General features: G+C 66.3%; 18 protein-coding genes and 1 pseudogene. 4 read left to right on the top strand and 15 right to left on the bottom strand.

What is annotated here, in order from left to right; all coding sequences use genetic code 11:
* Window positions 1-31: 31 nt before the first annotated feature.
* Entirely contained in the window at window positions 32-538 is a 507-nt protein-coding gene (locus D8Y22_RS22810; RefSeq protein ID WP_449421049.1) for a helix-turn-helix domain-containing protein, read from the bottom strand.
* 361 nt (window positions 539-899) lie between these two features.
* Between D8Y22_RS22810 and D8Y22_RS06960 the strand changes: the two genes are divergently transcribed.
* From D8Y22_RS06960 to D8Y22_RS06965, 3 genes are all read left to right on the top strand, one after another.
* Window positions 900-1436 carry a hypothetical protein gene (locus D8Y22_RS06960; RefSeq protein ID WP_141463988.1) on the top strand — a complete coding sequence of 179 codons (537 nt, stop codon included), beginning with the start codon at window positions 900-902 and terminating at the stop codon, window positions 1434-1436.
* Window positions 1437-1547: 111 nt separating this feature from the next.
* On the top strand, window positions 1548-1715 hold the full coding sequence (locus tag D8Y22_RS22285; protein WP_174811793.1) for a hypothetical protein: 168 nt from the start codon (window positions 1548-1550) through the stop codon (window positions 1713-1715).
* A 107-nt stretch (window positions 1716-1822) separates the two neighbouring features.
* Window positions 1823-3070, top strand: coding sequence for a hypothetical protein (locus tag D8Y22_RS06965; protein WP_141463989.1), 1248 nt, complete (start codon window positions 1823-1825; stop codon window positions 3068-3070).
* Window positions 3071-3105: 35 nt separating this feature from the next.
* Here D8Y22_RS06965 and D8Y22_RS22815 read toward each other — a convergent pair.
* The 14 genes and pseudogenes from D8Y22_RS22815 to D8Y22_RS07035 all read right to left on the bottom strand — a co-directional run bounded on the left by D8Y22_RS22815 (window position 3106) and on the right by D8Y22_RS07035 (window position 14140).
* A pseudogene (locus D8Y22_RS22815) lies at window positions 3106-4263 on the bottom strand (iron-containing alcohol dehydrogenase family protein).
* 260 nt (window positions 4264-4523) lie between these two features.
* Complete coding sequence (locus tag D8Y22_RS06975) at window positions 4524-4802, bottom strand: HalOD1 output domain-containing protein (protein ID WP_246084374.1); 279 nt, start codon at window positions 4800-4802, stop codon at window positions 4524-4526.
* Window positions 4803-4971: 169 nt separating this feature from the next.
* On the bottom strand, window positions 4972-5181 hold the full coding sequence (locus D8Y22_RS06980) for a hypothetical protein (protein ID WP_141463990.1): 210 nt from the start codon (window positions 5179-5181) through the stop codon (window positions 4972-4974).
* A 145-nt stretch (window positions 5182-5326) separates the two neighbouring features.
* Complete coding sequence (locus D8Y22_RS06985; RefSeq protein ID WP_141463991.1) at window positions 5327-5845, bottom strand: hypothetical protein; 519 nt, start codon at window positions 5843-5845, stop codon at window positions 5327-5329.
* Between the two features lie 189 nt (window positions 5846-6034).
* Window positions 6035-6832 carry an adenosylcobinamide amidohydrolase gene (locus D8Y22_RS06990; protein WP_141463992.1) on the bottom strand — a complete coding sequence of 266 codons (798 nt, stop codon included), beginning with the start codon at window positions 6830-6832 and terminating at the stop codon, window positions 6035-6037.
* A 33-nt stretch (window positions 6833-6865) separates the two neighbouring features.
* Window positions 6866-7927: an aminotransferase class I/II-fold pyridoxal phosphate-dependent enzyme gene (locus D8Y22_RS06995; protein WP_174811795.1), complete on the bottom strand. Its 1062-nt coding sequence runs from the start codon at window positions 7925-7927 to the stop codon at window positions 6866-6868.
* The gene (cobT, locus tag D8Y22_RS07000) at window positions 7917-8996 is read right to left on the bottom strand and encodes a nicotinate mononucleotide-dependent phosphoribosyltransferase CobT (protein ID WP_141463994.1); all 1080 of its coding nucleotides are present in this window, start codon (window positions 8994-8996) and stop codon (window positions 7917-7919) included. Before cobT ends, D8Y22_RS06995 begins: the two co-directional genes overlap by 11 nt.
* Window positions 8987-9658: an NTP transferase domain-containing protein gene (locus tag D8Y22_RS07005; protein ID WP_141464023.1), complete on the bottom strand. Its 672-nt coding sequence runs from the start codon at window positions 9656-9658 to the stop codon at window positions 8987-8989. Before D8Y22_RS07005 ends, cobT begins: the two co-directional genes overlap by 10 nt.
* The gene (cobS, locus tag D8Y22_RS07010; protein WP_141463995.1) at window positions 9658-10449 is read right to left on the bottom strand and encodes an adenosylcobinamide-GDP ribazoletransferase; all 792 of its coding nucleotides are present in this window, start codon (window positions 10447-10449) and stop codon (window positions 9658-9660) included. Before cobS ends, D8Y22_RS07005 begins: the two co-directional genes overlap by 1 nt.
* On the bottom strand, window positions 10446-11402 hold the full coding sequence (gene cbiB, locus D8Y22_RS07015; protein WP_141463996.1) for an adenosylcobinamide-phosphate synthase CbiB: 957 nt from the start codon (window positions 11400-11402) through the stop codon (window positions 10446-10448). Before cbiB ends, cobS begins: the two co-directional genes overlap by 4 nt.
* 43 nt (window positions 11403-11445) lie before the next feature.
* The gene (locus tag D8Y22_RS07020) at window positions 11446-12081 is read right to left on the bottom strand and encodes an HAD family hydrolase (RefSeq protein WP_141463997.1); all 636 of its coding nucleotides are present in this window, start codon (window positions 12079-12081) and stop codon (window positions 11446-11448) included.
* A gap of 145 nt (window positions 12082-12226) precedes the next feature.
* Window positions 12227-12838 carry a translation initiation factor IF-2 subunit beta gene (locus tag D8Y22_RS07025; RefSeq protein WP_141463998.1) on the bottom strand — a complete coding sequence of 204 codons (612 nt, stop codon included), beginning with the start codon at window positions 12836-12838 and terminating at the stop codon, window positions 12227-12229.
* 92 nt (window positions 12839-12930) lie between these two features.
* Entirely contained in the window at window positions 12931-13317 is a 387-nt protein-coding gene (locus D8Y22_RS07030) for a DUF5789 family protein (RefSeq protein WP_141463999.1), read from the bottom strand.
* A gap of 193 nt (window positions 13318-13510) precedes the next feature.
* Entirely contained in the window at window positions 13511-14140 is a 630-nt protein-coding gene (locus D8Y22_RS07035; protein WP_141464000.1) for a phosphoribosyltransferase, read from the bottom strand.
* A gap of 184 nt (window positions 14141-14324) precedes the next feature.
* On the opposite strand from D8Y22_RS07035, the gene D8Y22_RS07040 reads away from it, so the two are divergent.
* Window positions 14325-15638: a BGTF surface domain-containing protein gene (locus D8Y22_RS07040; RefSeq protein ID WP_217350868.1), complete on the top strand. Its 1314-nt coding sequence runs from the start codon at window positions 14325-14327 to the stop codon at window positions 15636-15638.
* The last annotated feature ends 11 nt before the right edge of the window (window positions 15639-15649 follow it).

Raw genomic sequence — 15649 nt, forward strand, 5'->3', positions numbered from 1 at the left:
GATCGCTGGAGGCAACGATGCGACTGCAACGCTATCGGCGACCGTCGAAGAGGCCACGAAGGACCGTCGACTCGGCTTTCCGGAGATGTTCGGCTGCAGTCGACGGCGCACAGCCGAGTTCGGCGGCGATGTCCTCGGTTGTCGCGTCGCGAGGCTCGTCGTAGTAACCGAGCTCGAGGCCTGCCTCGACGGCCGCCCGCTGTCGATCCGAGAGGTCATCGAGCACGCTGTCCGCGTCGATCTGTGTCCCGCCGACCGACTCGATATCGACCAGAACGTCGTCCGGAACGCACTCTATGGCCGACTGGACATCGGCGTCTCGACCTACGATCGTGAACGTGTAGCTGCCGTCGCCGTTCCACGTCGCCGGCGGGATCGTTAGCAGGCTCCCACGCTTGAAGGTCTCCCAGAGGGCTCGCGCGTGCCGTGCCACTGCCAGCGACGAAGCAGTACCACGTGCCGTCGTCGACCGGTAGGAACTCGTATGTCTCGACCCCCGGATCGTCCTCGAGTGCGGTTTCGAATCGGCAGCGATCACCCCGAACGCGGAGCAAGAACGCGGCCGTCGGCCCGCCGACGTTCCAGTTGACGACCTCGACGCGAGCGAACGGCTCGTCGGCGCCGGTCGTCCGTTCGAACGTCAGCGGCAGGTCGGACCCTCGCGGTCGGATCGTGAGTCGCACGCGTTTCATACAGGTGGTCCGTGGGTCTCTCTCGGGCTACCACCTCGACCTATAAATCTCCCGGCCATTTGCGGTAGCACTGATTGCGATGCTACCGGGGCCCCTGATGGGGATGACTGGCCTGTGGCTGGCGGCTCGCAGCTAATATATCGGACGGTCGATATCGTTGACGGCAATCCCACCGGAATTTAAGCGTCTTCAGGCGAATCGTCCGCTATGCCCTCACGACGGCAGCTTCTCGTTGCCGGCAGCCTCGCGGTCGCCGCTACCGCCGGCTGCCTCGGCGATGATGACGATCCGGAAGACCCCGAACCGGCTGACGACGAGTCCGATGACGACGACACTGCCGTTACCGTGTCCGATCCCGATGCCCCGCTCGTGACGACGGTCGACCGACGAACGGCGGACGACAACGACGAAGATACCGAGGATATCGTCCTCGCAACGTACGGCGGCGTCGACGACATCGGCACCGTCGAATACGACGACACCCGGGAGATCTACCACGTCCCGATCCGCTTTGCCGACGAGACCGTCGACAACTTCGTCGCTGAACTCGAGGCCGTCGACGGGTTCAGCGATCCGATGGCCCAGGAACTGCAGGTCCACGTCGACGGCGAGGTGATCGGCTCCTACGCGCTCGGTCCGGACTTTGCCGCGTCGATGGAAGACGACAACTGGGACGGCTCGTTCAGCATCATGGGTGAGGAAGCCGAACTCGAGGAACTTCGAGCCGAGTTCGACACCGAGTGATCGCGAGCCGATAGTTTGGCCGCCGGATCGACGCGACCACACCGACACGAAACGCGACCACACCGACACGGAATCGACAGTCTACTTGAGCCAGGGGTGAGATGGGCCGGTATGGAACGGGCTACATCGTTACTTGCGACCGGTGCGATCGGCGTCGTGATCGGCCTCTGGACGACGTACTTCTACGACCCCCACGCGGCGATCTGGATGCTGGGCGCGGCCCTGGCCGCCTTCGGCGGCGGAACGCTGCTTGCAGGTATCGCCTACCAATTTCTGTAGAGCGGTTCGCTCGAGCGTGTCGTTCCACGCTGTCTCGTCGACAGCTCGTGTGGCCGTCGTCCCGGTATCGCCGAAAGGATCTTTGGATACCTCGCGCATTCGAGCCCATGGGCAGCGACGTTCGGTCACTGTCGGAGCCGCAAGTGCTCGCTCACACCAAGCGGCGGCTCTTTCCCGACGATCGGACCGAAGCGACGCGGTCCTACGCTGTCGCCGATACGCAGTTCGCCCAGGACGAGTGGCGGCCCGGCCATCGGATCGCGCCGGCCGTTCGGGAGCGACTCGCGCCGTTCAATCACGTTCAGGTCGGGAGCGGCTATCCCGATCTCGTCGGCGTTGGCTGTCTCGAGTCGGAACTGCTTGCGGTCGATCGCCTCGGCGACGAGCCGCCGTTGATCGCCGTCGAAGCCAAGGGGTACGCAAGTCGCGGCGTCGACACTCACCAGGGAATCGTCCAGGCGTACGATCGGCTCCACGAGGCCAACGCGGCCTACGTTGCCGCGCCGGCCGACGCTATTTCGGCGACCGACCGCACCCTCGCCCGGGAGCTGAACGTGGGTGTCCTCGGCGTCGACGCCGACGGTGCCGTTCGCCCGATCGAAGTCCCGCGAGTCGTCGGCAATCGTACGACTGGTGAGGCGACGGCCGTTCGCTTTCAGGCGAGTGCCCAGGGCGTCGCCGAGCAGTCGTTCGGCCTCAACCATCCGAAGAACTATTTGGGGTACCCGCTAGCACTCGCGGCCGACGGCGAGACCGAGCGGTTGCTATCGACCCACGATATCGTCGGTGCGGCCGAAGACGCCAGACGCGGCGCCGCGTTTCTGGGCTTGATCGAGACCGGCCCGACGACCGAGCTGACGGCGTTGGGCCGAGAAGTCGTCCGCTTTGGGATGTCAGAGTGCGGATCGCTCGAGGCAGCCCTAGGCGCGTTCGAATCGTGGTATCGTTCTCGAACTCGATTCATCGACGACGCCCCGGCGTGGGGGCGACTCGCGCGTCGCATCCTGTTTGCCTATCCCGCCACGGAGTTGCTCGTGGGGGAACTACAGACGCTGTACGACGACTGGGTCACGGAGCCGTCGCTCGTCGAGTTCGTCGAACACCTCCACGAACTCCATCCCTCCGTTGCGATCGAGTTGTTCGTCCGCAACGACGAGGGGGTGCGCCGCCGCGTGCTGACTGCGGACGGTGCCCTCCAGGCCGACGCACTCGAGGACGGCGGGATCTATCACTCGCCGACGGTGTTCCAGCTAAAGACCATGCTGTACCACGTCGGGATCCTGACCGACCGCGGAACCGAGCCCCATCGCCTCGAGCCACGCGAGGACGTGTGGGCGCTTCGACATCCGGTGTAACTCGTTTCCGGGCTGCCCGACTCGAGGACGATCCGCTACGCGTGGAGCGTCGACTCGTATTCGAACGCGCCGTCGAACGCGCGCTCGAGTATCGCCTCGAGATCGTCGGCGTCGGTCGTCCGCGGATTGCTGACCAGGGAGCCGTCGGCGAGTGCCTGCTGGGCGAGTTCCGGGATGGCCTCGCGGTCGGCGTCGACGCCCTCGAGCGTCGCTGGAATGTCGATGTCGGCACAGAGCGTTCGGACGGCACGGACGCCCTTGGCGGCCTCACGTCGCGGCAGCTGGCTGTCGTCGATGGGTTCGCCGAGCGCCGCGGCGACGGTCGTCAATCGCTCGGGGACCTGTGGGCGGTTGTACGCCATGACGTAGGGGAGCAAGATCGCGTTGGCGAGCCCGTGTGGGACGTGAAACGCCGCGCCGACCTGATGTGAGAGCGCGTGAACGGCGCCGAGGCCGGCCCCGTTGAACGCCATGCCGGCCTAGTTGCTCGCGGTCGCCATCGCCGTCAACGCCTCGCGATCGGTATCTCGTCGATCGACGGCTCGTGGCAGGTAGGTACCGATCTTCTCGATCGCATCCAGCGCGAGCGCGGAGGTACGGCTTTGTCGATGGATCGAGACGTACGCCTCGATCGCGTGAGTAAGTGCGTCCATCCCGGTTGCAGCCGTAATCGCTTCAGGGACGCTCGCAGTGAGTTCGGGATCGACGACGGCAACGTCGGGAACCAGTTTTCCGTTGCCAATCGACCGTTTGATACCCGCGTCCTCGTCGCGGATCACACACCAATTCGTGACCTCGCTGCCAGTGCCGGCAGTCGTCGGCAGCACGGCCAGGGGCGGCGTCTCGGCGGGAACGTTACCCACGCCGGCGTACTCGAGGACATCGTCGCCGGTGGTCGCGATCGCAGCCGCAGCTTTGGCCGTATCGATCGACGAGCCGCCGCCGACGCCGACGATTCCGTCGGCATCGACCACCTTGAATCGCTCGGCAGCCGCGTCGACGACGGCACTGGTCGGGTCCGGAACCGTCTCGTCGAAGATTTCGTACTCGATATCGGCCGCCTCGAGCGATTCCGTAACCGGCTCGAGAACACCAGCCTCGCGGACGCCGTCGTCGGTCACGAGGAGGGGCCTCGAGCACTCGAGGTGTTGTACCTGCCTGCCGGTCGTCTGTGCCGTTCCCCAGCCAAAGATGTTTCATGGCGGAACGAACCACCGCTCGATAGTATCGGTCATGGTCGTATCATCCGGACATCGACATCCGCGTAAGTATGTTAACTCTCTGGAGAGAGATAATAAATTCGCCGAAAGAGTCAGTACTACCGATCGAGAGACGCTCGTCACTGGGAGGGGGTCCCGAACACTGGCACAACGACAGCTTGAATCACGGCCGTGCCGGCACTGACAGCTACCGCTCTGTATGACAGTATGGATCGTGCTGTCGTCGACGAAAACTAGTCCGAGGATTCCGTCTCGGCGAACCCGAGCGTTTCGGTGCCTTGCTGTGTCCCACCGTCGAGCGTAATTTCGACGCCCTCACTGATAGCCTGGAGCGCGACCGTTCGGCCGGCGTACGTAAATTCCAACGACGAAAATCCGTCGGCGCGACATATCGTATCGAGTACGTCCGGATCGATCACGTCGTACAGCGGCTCGAGCTCGAGCGGATCGACACCAGTGGCTCGGGAGACGAGATCGATAACCGCCATACTCGGTCGTTGCTCGTCAGTCATTGCCACTGTTGTCGACCACGGCTGCGCATCCATATTCGGTTTTGTTGCGTGCACCGGTAAAGAATATGTCCCAAAATTCCACCGGCAAACCGGTCAGTGAATACGACGGTCGAGCACACACCGCTCTCGACGGCGGTCCCGGCCAGATAGCGCCGCGGGGATTGGCGGTTCATGACTCGACGCAAAGATACGTTCGTGTTCCCCGTTGCTCGAGCGCGACGTGGTCGGTTTCGAGACTCGAGGCGACGAACGCTTCGATCCCCTCGAGGTCGAGGTCGGAGACGTCGATGTACCGTTGCTCGCTCGAATTGCGGGTCGGAGACGTTCGTTCCGTGGCGGTGTGATCGTGGGCTGTCGTTCGATCGACGATCAACGTCATGCCAGTCAATTGGTGTGAGTCAACGTCAAACCGATCCGTCCGAAGTGAAAGTGAAAGTGCCGGCATACGTCGGGGTCGACGCCTCGAGGCGTCGACTGGCGCAGTGAGTCACCGCGAGGTTCGTGCCGTCGATCGGCTCCGCCGATCAGCCGATCAGTTTGACATCGACGCGGTGTGTTTCCGTGTCGGTCTCGAGGGCGACTGTCTCGACGATCGCGTCCTGGGCTCGCGTCCGCCAGCGATCGACCGCCTCGGCGCGGCGCTTTCGACGACGTTCGGTTGACGTCGACGTATCGGCGGTCACGTCGTCGGATTCGTCTGCGTGGATCGTGCCATCGTCGCCATCGGCGTTCGTGTGACCCTCGTCCTCGGCGTTCGTGTGACCCTCGTCCTCGGCGTTCGTGTGACCCTCGTCCTGGAGGTGTGGATACGCCGCGAGGACGTCGTCGTCGATCACGGCTGCAGGATCGACGTGAACTGCGCCGGTAACCGGCGTATCGTCGATCTGGTAGACGTGTAAGCGAGCGCGCATCCGACCGTGAAACGGTGGCGTCACCCGCAATACGGCGTCGCCGGGGTTCTCTTGTGTGTAGGCGTAAGCGTTGGTGGCGTCCGCCGGCGATATCGCGAGCGACCGGATCGAACTCGGATCGGTCTCGGTCATCGACCGTCCATTTGGCTCGCGGTGACTAATACTGTCGGACGAAACTGTCGTAAACAGTCGTCTTCCCTGTCCGGCAACTTCTCTTCATCGGCAGTTGGCCGACAGTGTCATACGGATTCCTGTACGTCGTTGCCGGCCCACCCGCCGCCCCGTCGCGGGTGCGCCGGGACATCGGTAGAGGAATCCGTCTCAGCACCGATCGGGGAGAAACACGTCCGCTCGTACGTCCGTCGACACGCCGTACTCGGCGTCCTCGACCGAGGCCGGAACGGTCGCGTCACAGCCCTCGTAATGGGCCTCGAGCGATGCCCGGATGGCCTCGCGAACGCAGGCTCGAGTCGCCGCCCCGACGGGCGTCGCGCTGCCGGTAAACGCCGCCGGGCGGCCCGCGGGATCGTGACCGGCGACGACCGCGTCGGTCGTCGTCCCCGGAACGCCGGTTATCGAGAGCAGCGTCGCAGCCTTGGCTTCGGCCGCGACCGCGAGCAGGTTCGCCAGCGCGCCGTCGCCCAGCGCGCGGGTCGTCCCGACGATCACGTTGACCGTGCCAGACCCCGGACAATCGCTCGAGATTCCCTCACCGGTCGCCGCGTCGGAAACGCTACTCGGAAGCGACCCGCCCGTCGGCGCCATCGGCAACGCGGCGGGATTCGAGATGCCAGCGGTCGCGTAAGCCGTCACCGATCCACACCGGGCGCCGCGAGCGTCGGCGATATCGACGCCCGTGAGTAGCGACGGTGGCCGCTCGCTGACCGTCCCCGGCTGCCCACCGATCGGCTCGGCGAATCCCGCGCGCTCGAGGCGCTCGTCGACGTAGGTCTCGAGGTCGGTGCGAGTCCAGCCGTCGGGAACCGAAACGTTGTACGCGCAGTCGGCCCGGACTCGCCCCCCTGCCGGTCCGCTCGAAAGCCACTCGGTCCCCGGTCTGTCGACTCGAAGCACGCCGTCGCGGCGACGGCCCTCGTAGCCCGGCGACTCGTCGGTCATTCGTCTACCGGTTCCGGCCGACGCCGAAAAGAACTATTCGAAATCGTCCGCGTCGCCGTCGGAACCGGTTCTGTCGACGCCGAGGGCGCCGAGCATCGCGTCGTTTGCCGCCGGGTCCTTGATCGCGACGCGGACGTGCGAGTCCAGCCCGCGGAAGGTGCGCGCATCCCGGACCGCGACGCCGTCAGCTCGCGCCGACTCGAGGATCGAATCGACGTCGCGGCTACCGACGTCACACAGAAGGAACGGGGCGTCGGAGGGAGCGACATCGAACCGCCCCTCGAGGGCCTCGCGAAGACGCTCGCGCTCGCGCTCGACCCGTCGACGCGTCCGCTCGACGAACGCGGGCTGGCGGAGACAGTACGCGCCGACGCGGGCCGCTGGCGTCCCGAGCGACCAGGCGCGACGGGCCGTCTCGAGGGTGTCCCGTTTCGTTCCGCTCGCAACCGTGAATCCGGCTCGCAGCCCCGGCAAGCCGAACAGCTTGGTCAGCGAACGCGCGACGACGACGTGATCCGCCGCGAGCGTCGCCGCAGATCGCCGGTCGGTAAAGCCCAGAAAGGCCTCGTCGATCAGCAGCGTCGTCTCGGCCGTTCGACAGCGATTCGCGAACGCCTCAAGGGATTCGAACGCGATCGCCTCGCCCGTCGGATTGTTCGGCGTGCAGACGATCGCCAGCGCCGCGGACTCGAGGGCAGCGTCCTCGATCGCGAGCAGTTCGTCGTGAGCGACGAACCGCGGTTTCGCGCCCTGTAGCTCGACTTCACGGGCGTACTCGCCGAAACTCGGTGCGGGAACGAGCACCTCGTCGCCGGCCGCGAGGGACGTCTCGATCGCGAGCCGGATCGCCGCCAGCCCCCCGGGCGTCGGGACCACCGCCTCGGGCTCGCACCCGACGAACGCGGCCGCCGCCGCTCGAAAGTCCGGATACGCGTCGTCCGGATAGCGACGGGACGCCTCGAGAGCGTCGGCGTAGATGTCGGCGACACCGTCCGGCGTGTGAGGGTTCGTGTTGGCCGAGAAGTCGAGTACGGCCGGATCGGTCTCGCCGCCGTGGGGGACACGCTCCCCGGCTCGAACGGCCTCAGGATCCACGACCGCCCTCCGTGGCGGGCGCGTCGGGGTCGCCCGCATCGTCGGCGGGTGATCGATCCGGGAGTCCCCCGTCGACGGACTCGCCGTCCCCCATCCCGAGACGCGCGTAGATCGTTTCGAACTGGTCGCGGACGGTGGCCATCTCGCCGTCGGGAACCAGCGACAACGCACCCCCCATCGCGACGCCTTCTTTGGCCTCGCCGGCGCAGTAGCGGTTCATCGCGACGTGATCGCGGGCATCGAACCCGGGATCGGTCACGACGAGATCACAGTCGAGTCGGTCACAGGCCGCCTGCAGTCCGCCGTCGCGTTCGTCGGCGACGAACGAGGTCGTCGCGATCGACAGCGGCGCCTCGAGGCCGGCGTGGCGAAGTGCGGCCGCGACGGCGACCATCTGCGTGCCGCCCGCGAGTGTGACCTCGATACCCGCCTCGAGCGCGCCCGCAGCGATGCCGGCGACCGTCGGCTGGACCGGATCGCCGACCGCGCGGATCGCCTCGAGGGGATCACCCACGCAGGCGCCCGCCTCGAGGCCACTTTCGTCGAGGGCGTCCTCGACGACGACGCGCTTTTGCTCGAGGGGGTTCGCGGGCAGCGACGAGGAGACGTCAGCGGGTTCGTCGAGGGCCGTCAAGAGGGCGAGCGCGGTCGTCGTCCCGCCGGGGACCGTCTCGCCGATCAGAAGCGCCTCGTCCGGCAGGCTCGCCCCGAACTCACGTGCGCGATCGTAGATCGACGAGGCGTCGGGAACCGCGACGGGGTCGCGGATGTCCCGTCCCGGCGTGGCGCCGACGTCGACCGTCGGTGCAGCCGTCGGCTCGCTGAGTCCGGCGTCGACGACTGAGACATCGAAACCGACGACCTCCCGAACCGCGCGCGTGATCGCTGCGGGCGTCGGACAGCCCGAGGGTGAAACCGGCGTCACCGGCGACTGGGTCGGTCGGCCGTACTCGAGGATTTCGACATCGGCTGAGGGAGTGTGTGCCATCAGCGCGGGAGCCGCGCCAGCCGCGCTGATACCCTCGATGAGCGCTGTCTCGGTCGTTCCGGCCGGGAGGATTACGCGCACGGATCGTCACCTCCCCGTCGCTGGCCGTGTGCCTCGCCACTGGTCCCGTCTCGACGAGCCACCCCCTGGTCGGTTCGTCGAAGGTGGTTCGCCGCTGTCCGGGCGTCTGTACGTCGATTCACGTTGACCGCGAGTCGCGGGTCGTAACTGACGTGGTGCATAGATTGTGCGGAGTTGCCGACGACGTTGACCCCGGTCGGCGCGAGGTAGTCGTGTGACTCGAGCGTCGAATCGACGCTGACCGCGAGTCGGCGTTTCAACGATACCGGTACGCAAACGGTTCGAGATGCCGCGCTGTCGCCGTGGGCCGCGAGCAGCCGGTCGATGACGGCCGGCTCGAGCAGTGGGAGATCGGCGGCGACGGTAACTATTGGCGCCGAGAGGGCGGGGCGCTCGAGCAGCGCCAGCAGGTCGGCCACGTAGCCCTCGCCGGCGGTTTCGACGGGCGTTGGGGACCCCGGTAGCGAGTCGTCTATCCCGTCGTCGCTTCCCTCGAGATAGGCTCTCGTCTCCGGTGCGTTCGGCGAGACGGCCGCGTAGATCGTCTCGACACGGCTGTCCGCGAGGGCCGCGAGTACGCAATCGACCATCGGGACGCCGTCGATTGGGTGGAGTGGCTTCTCGTGGTGGCTCTCGAGACGAGTTCCCTCGCCGCCACACATCACAACAGCGTCCACGCGATCACCCCCGCGTGGACGCCGGCCACGCGCCCGATTTCGTTCGCCGCGCCGAAGATGTCGCCGTTGATCCCCCCGAGGTGGTGGGTCGCCCAGTACCACGGTAACGCGATGGCGGCGACCGCCCCACAGACCGCGACGGCGGCGGCCGGATGTGGCCAGGTCAGGCCAACGGCGGGCACGGCGACGGCGATCGGTCCGAGCACCGAAGCGGGACTCGAGGCCTCGGTGAACGACTTTCCCATTCCCTCGTAGCTCGCGTGACCGAGACAGGCCATCGCGGCCATCCCGAGTTTTGCCCCGACCTCGGCGGCGATAACGACGCCGACGGCCCCAGCGACGGTGAGTCCGGCTACCCCGAGTCCGCCCAGTGCGAGCCCGGCGACGACGACGGCGACGGCTAGAATCGCGCCGACACCCGTGGTCGTATCCTTCAGCACCTCGCGGCGGCGCTCCGTGTCGCCGTGGACGACCAGCGCGTCGCCCAGATCCGCGACCCCGTCCAGGTGATGGATGCCGACGACGGCGTAGACCGCAAGCAGGTAGGCAAACGCGACCGGCCCGCTCGAGAGCGTCCCGACTGCCAACAACGGAATCGCGGCGATCGCACCCGCGAGATAGCCGACGACGGGAAACGCTGCCGGCGTCTCCCGAAGGGCCTCCCAGTCGCCGTCCCGAAACGACACCGGAAGCCGCGTCAGAAATCCGACACCGCCGCGGATCGCGCCGAGCCAGCGCCCGGCTACGGCTCCCGGCGAGAGGGTACTGTTGGTCACGGCACCACCCCCGGCTCGAGCGCTATCCCGACCGCTGTCGTCACCGCTGCGACGACGACGGCGACGATCACTGCCACGACGGCCGCGAAACCGACGAGCGTGATCGCGCGTTCGCCGTCTGCGAGCGTCGGCAACGCGGCGTCGGGGTTGAGATCGTAGACGCCCGGCTTGGTCAATCGACGCTCGAGGACGCAGGCCAGCGTGGCCATCGGCCAGCCCGAATTCGGCGAGGGTGGGTCACGAGCCCACCTGCGGGCCCGTCCGAGTGCAGCCGGATCGCCAGCCGCGATCGCGATCGTGCCAGCGGTAAGCCGGGCCGGCAGCCACATCACGAGATCGTCGAGACGGGCGCTCGCCGTTCCGATCGGTTTGTCGGGATACCCCAGCATCGAATCAAGCGTGTTGACACCCTTGACCCAGGCGGCGACCGCCGCGGCGGCCGGCAGCGAAATCGGGGCGACCAGCGCGAAGGGCACCAGCGTCGCGACCAGCCCGTCCGCGAGGTTCTCGGCCGCGCTTTCGATCGCTGCGCTCCGTAACTCACCGGGCGAGAGCGTCGCCGTCTCCCGGCCGACGAGCCCACGAATCTGTTCGCGAGCCGTCTCGAGGTCGTCCTCGGTCGCTTCGATCACCGTCTTGGTGAGTTCGAGCAGCGATCGGAGACTGATCGACAGAAACAGTACCAACCCCGCGACGACTGCGGCCGCCAGCGTACTGACGCCGCCGACGAGAACGACGGCCCCGCCCGCCGCAACGGCCGGCACGAGCGGCGCGAACGCCGCGATAGCTACCCCGACGAGTCGCTGCCCGCGGTCGGTCTCGAGCCACCGTCGATCGAGCGCGTCGACGAGCCGGCCGAACCACGCGACCGGGTGGGCGGCGTTCGGCGGTTCGCCGACCAACAGGTCGAGGCTGAACGCGAGTCCGAGCAGCGCGAGCGTCGTCCCCGTCACGATCCGGCCTCCAGGAGCCGTTTCGCGCCGACCCGTTTCATTGTTACTCTCGAGCCTCCAGGAGCGTCTCGAGCCGAGCGGGAACCGCAGTGAGCGGCGTCTCTTCGAGCAACACGACTTGGCCGCCGACGGACTCGACGCCGCCGTCGGTCCGGCGGTCGTCGCCGACGTGGATCAACGCCTCGGGTGCGACATCGAGTGCGGCTGCCGTCCGCTCGAAGATTTCGGGTGCCGGCTTGCGCCAGCCACAGCCGACGCTGGAGACGACGGCGTCGACATCGTCGCGCCCGAACGCGGCCCTGACGAGGGTCCGCCCGACCAGTTCCGGCACCGAGCAGTTCGAACAGATCGCGACCGGCCCGTACGCGCGGGCGGTCTCGATGGCCTCGAGGGCGCCGTCTCTGGTCTCGACGGTCGGATCGAACGCCGCGACGACCGCCCGTCTGGCGGCGTTGTGGTCGGCGTCGATCCCGCGGCTGTCGAGCGCTCGAGCGACGTGAGCTGGCAGCGGCACTTCGGCACCCGCGGGCGAATCGACGTGGACCTCGGTGTAGGCATCCCCCCAGTCGTCGGGCACCGGAATGTTTCTGGCCTCGAGTTCGGTCGCGACGGCTGTCGCGGGGTCGGTCGGCTGGTCGACAGCGATGAGGGTACCGAAGAGATCGAACGAGATTCCCACGTCCGTGTGACTAGCCCAAGTGGACTTTAATTTCGCGGTCGACTCACAGCACAACCGATCGCCGAGCGGCGATCTTCGGTGGGTGAATCGTCGGAAATCGTTCGACGAGAGGAGAGTCGACAGCGACCGGATCGGCAGGGGGTGATCAGTCGCGTCGAGCGAACGCGAGGTTGCCCGAGATGTTCTTGATGTAGATGTCGACGACATCGCCCTCGTCCGCGCCCGGGACGAAGATCGTGTACTTTCCTTTTTCCGCGACACCGTCTCCCTTGCGGCCGGTGCCGGTGATTTCGACGGTGTAGGTCTTGCCCTCTTCGACGGCCTCGGTTTGCTGTTGTTGTTGGCTGCTCGTCGAGCGCTTGGTCACCGGACGGAATGCACCACAGGCGTCACAGCGAAGCATCGGCGTCCGATCCTCGCGGACGAGGCGGGTGTCCGGTAGGCCACACTCCGAACAGAGGACGTACTCGTCGACGTAGGCGTCGACGGCCGCGTCGAAGTCCTGGTCGGTGAACGTGCCGTTGTACCGGCCACGCCCGTCCTCGAACTTGCCACTCGTCCCCATCTCTCGCTGGATGAACCGGTGCAGGTGCTCGGCCTCGCGCGAGAGCGTATCGGCGATATCTCCGAGGTTCGTAAACCGCGTAAAGGCGCCGTCTTTCTGGGCCTCGGCGTCCGGGATCTGAAGCCGTTCCTCGTCGCCACCGATGTCCGGAACGTCCTCCATCGCACGGTCGAGACTCGATTCGTAATCCATACACGAGAGCAGACGACGCTGACGTAAATCCGTTCTGCTATACCGGCGACCGTCGTTCCCGGCGATCGGTTGGGTCGCCAATCCGTTTCCGGTCAGTCACAGCGAGTCGCTTCCTCGCTCGGGGCCCCCTGTTTGTCGTCCTCGAGGCGAGTGAGATCGCGCTCGGGATTGGCCTCGTCCGGACTGCCAGCCTGGCCGGTAAGCTCGCCGTGGACGGCTTCCCGGACCGCCTGCGGGTCCTCGAACTGTTCGCCGCCCAAGAGATCGAAGATGCTGCCCAGCGACTCCGTCTCGTTGGGCAGATCGATCGGCTCGGTGGCGTACACCGTCGCGAGTTCCTCACTCGTGGTCGGATACTCGAGGTCGCCCAAGTCGCGCTCGACGTCTTCGAGGATCGATTCGGTGGTCTCGGCGCGACTCGATGTGCGCTGTTCGGCGCGGTCCTGCACACGGTCGCGGTCGCGGCCGTCCTGACTCATGTACCGCGCTATCACCAGCCTCGAAAAAAGCCGTCGGCCAGCGTGTGCATACCCCGGAAACTGTTCAGCGACTGTTTCTGTGGCTTCGGAACCAAGAGAGACCAGACCCTGGACGGTGGCGCGTTGCCCAACGGCTACCTGTTTTCCAGGGCGTTTCGGACGGCGAGCGACGGGTTTCCGGACGAGCGACGGATCACCGCTCGAGGTACGCGATCGCATCTTCGTCCGTCACCTGCCCGAAGTCCCGATAGTACTGGCCGACCGCTCGAAAGTCCGCCGGGGTTTCCAGCGCGACCACGTCGTCGGCGTCGCCCTCGAGTTCCTCGACCGACCGCGGCGAGCCGACGGGAACCGCGAGCACGACCGATCCCGCGCCAGCCGCCCGCACCTGGCGGAGACAGGCCCTCGCAGTCGCGCCGGTCGCGACGCCGTCGTCGACGACGACCACGCGCTTGCCCTCGAGCGGCGCAAGCCCCGGCGTCTCGCGGTAGCGGTCGGCCTTCTGGCGTGCGTTTTCGGCCTCCGCCTCGCGAACGTCCTCGAGATAGCCCGCCGACGCGCCCACTCGGTCGACGAGGCCGTCGTTGTACCAGACGGTGCCGTCGCTCGCGACCGCGCCGAGGGCGAGTTCCGGATTCTCCGGCGCGCCCAACTTCCGCGCGACGACGACATCCAGGTCGGCCTCGAGCGCGTCGGCGACCGGACGCGCGACGGGTAACGCGCCGCGGGGAATGCCCAGCACGATATCTGCCTCGAGTCCCCGTCGCTCGAGATCGTTGGCCAGTCGTTCGCCGGCGTCGGTTCTATCGTCGAACGTGGACATGGATCACACTACGAGAACGAGGGATATGGGTTGCTTGCCTATCGAGTAAGATACCAGTCAGCGGGCAGTGATACGGATTGTCGTCATGTGTTGCGGGTGATCACCCGAGCTTCCCCGATGGGACGACTAAACGCGGCATTTGAGTTATGCCGAGTTTGACTATCCACTGGCGCGTACCGATCGGATGATGCCAACGACGGCCCTCCAACGAACGAACGCCGTACTCGAGTCCCATCGACTACTGCTTGCAGTACTCGTCCTCGCGGTCGGGGCGACCGTTCTCGCGGTTCCGGTGGTGGCCGACGGTCCCGACGCCGAGCACGACCACGAGGCCGATCGATTCGGCTTCGCGGACGGACAGCTGTCGATCGAAGTCGACCCTGGTGAGACAGTCGAGATCGACGTCACGAACACGGGTGGAGACATGTTCGTCTTCGAACTCGACCACGTCGGCGACGACCTCCACCTCGAGGTCGAACTCGAGCCTACTGCCGAGAACGTGACGATCGAACTAGCGACTGGTACCGTCGGTGAGGACCCGACCGAATCGCTGTCGGCCGCCGATGCCGAGGTGCGAAACGTTACTGTCCACGAGAACGACATCGACGGCGAGCTGCCGGGTGGATCCTACGGCGTCTCCGTCGACGACGGCGACGGATATCACGCAGGCACCCTCCTCGCTGAACCGACGGTTCGATTCGAGACGAGCGGGACCATCTCTGATTCCGACAGCGAACACGATCCGGTGGAGACGTTCGAAGGCACGACCGGGCTCGAGTCCGGTGAGCCACTCGAGGTACGCCTCGAATCGAGAGACGACGGTTCCCCGCTGTTCGAGACCGAGACGGTAGTCGACGACGACGGTGCGTTCGAGGTAGCGCTCGACCTGAGCCACGTTCCCGAGGATGCCTGGCTTTCCCTCGTAGCCGAACACGACGGGACGGTCAAAGCAGAGGTCCCGGTCATCGTCGAAGATGACGTAACTGGCGAAGACGAACGCAAACAGGAGAGCCACGGCATCGTGATCGTCTACGAAGACGAGATGCTCGAACTCGAGGCAGCCCCCGGTCAGGCGATCACCGGAGAAGCCGCTCTCGAGGCGGGCGAAACGGTAGACGTCCGACTCGAGTCGACTGACGGTACGCCGTTTCTGGTCAGCGAGACGGCGACAGTCGACGACCGTGGGACGTTCGAAGCGAATATCGACCTCGACATCGTCGAGCCAGGAACTGAGTTCGAGGTAATTGCCAGCGCCCGTGGTGAGCCGCGTGTGAACGGCACAGCACCGGGAATAGTGCTCGAGCCGGTCGACGGCGGGAGTCACACACCGGCCACCGAACAGTCGGCCGATCTCGATGACAACGCATCCCTCCTCGGCACGGCTTCAGGCCTCCGAGGACTCGGCGCAATCGCGTTCGGCACAGTGCTTGCAAGCGTCGGTATCGCCGTCATAGTCGGTGTTCGTCGGGATGGCTTGCCCGGACTCGGTTCGTCCTGACGATGTCACGA

Origin of the sequence: Salinadaptatus halalkaliphilus, assembly GCF_006543045.1 — an archaeon.
GTDB classification, from domain to species: domain Archaea; phylum Halobacteriota; class Halobacteria; order Halobacteriales; family Natrialbaceae; genus Salinadaptatus; species Salinadaptatus halalkaliphilus.

Coding starts and splice junctions, on each gene's coding strand:
- D8Y22_RS06990 (WP_141463992.1), bottom strand. CDS start 6,832: ATGACCGACGAGTCGCCGGGCTACGAGGGCCGTCGCCGCGACGGCGTG.
- D8Y22_RS07025 (WP_141463998.1), bottom strand. CDS start 12,838: ATGGATTACGAATCGAGTCTCGACCGTGCGATGGAGGACGTTCCGGAC.
- D8Y22_RS07005 (WP_141464023.1), bottom strand. CDS start 9,658: ATGTGTGGCGGCGAGGGAACTCGTCTCGAGAGCCACCACGAGAAGCCA.
- D8Y22_RS07030 (WP_141463999.1), bottom strand. CDS start 13,317: ATGAGTCAGGACGGCCGCGACCGCGACCGTGTGCAGGACCGCGCCGAA.
- D8Y22_RS06960 (WP_141463988.1), top strand. CDS start 900: ATGCCCTCACGACGGCAGCTTCTCGTTGCCGGCAGCCTCGCGGTCGCC.
- D8Y22_RS22285 (WP_174811793.1), top strand. CDS start 1,548: ATGGAACGGGCTACATCGTTACTTGCGACCGGTGCGATCGGCGTCGTG.
- D8Y22_RS06985 (WP_141463991.1), bottom strand. CDS start 5,845: ATGACCGAGACCGATCCGAGTTCGATCCGGTCGCTCGCGATATCGCCG.
- D8Y22_RS06975 (WP_246084374.1), bottom strand. CDS start 4,802: ATGACTGACGAGCAACGACCGAGTATGGCGGTTATCGATCTCGTCTCC.
- D8Y22_RS07040 (WP_217350868.1), top strand. CDS start 14,325: ATGATGCCAACGACGGCCCTCCAACGAACGAACGCCGTACTCGAGTCC.
- D8Y22_RS07035 (WP_141464000.1), bottom strand. CDS start 14,140: ATGTCCACGTTCGACGATAGAACCGACGCCGGCGAACGACTGGCCAAC.
- D8Y22_RS06965 (WP_141463989.1), top strand. CDS start 1,823: ATGGGCAGCGACGTTCGGTCACTGTCGGAGCCGCAAGTGCTCGCTCAC.
- D8Y22_RS06980 (WP_141463990.1), bottom strand. CDS start 5,181: ATGACGTTGATCGTCGATCGAACGACAGCCCACGATCACACCGCCACG.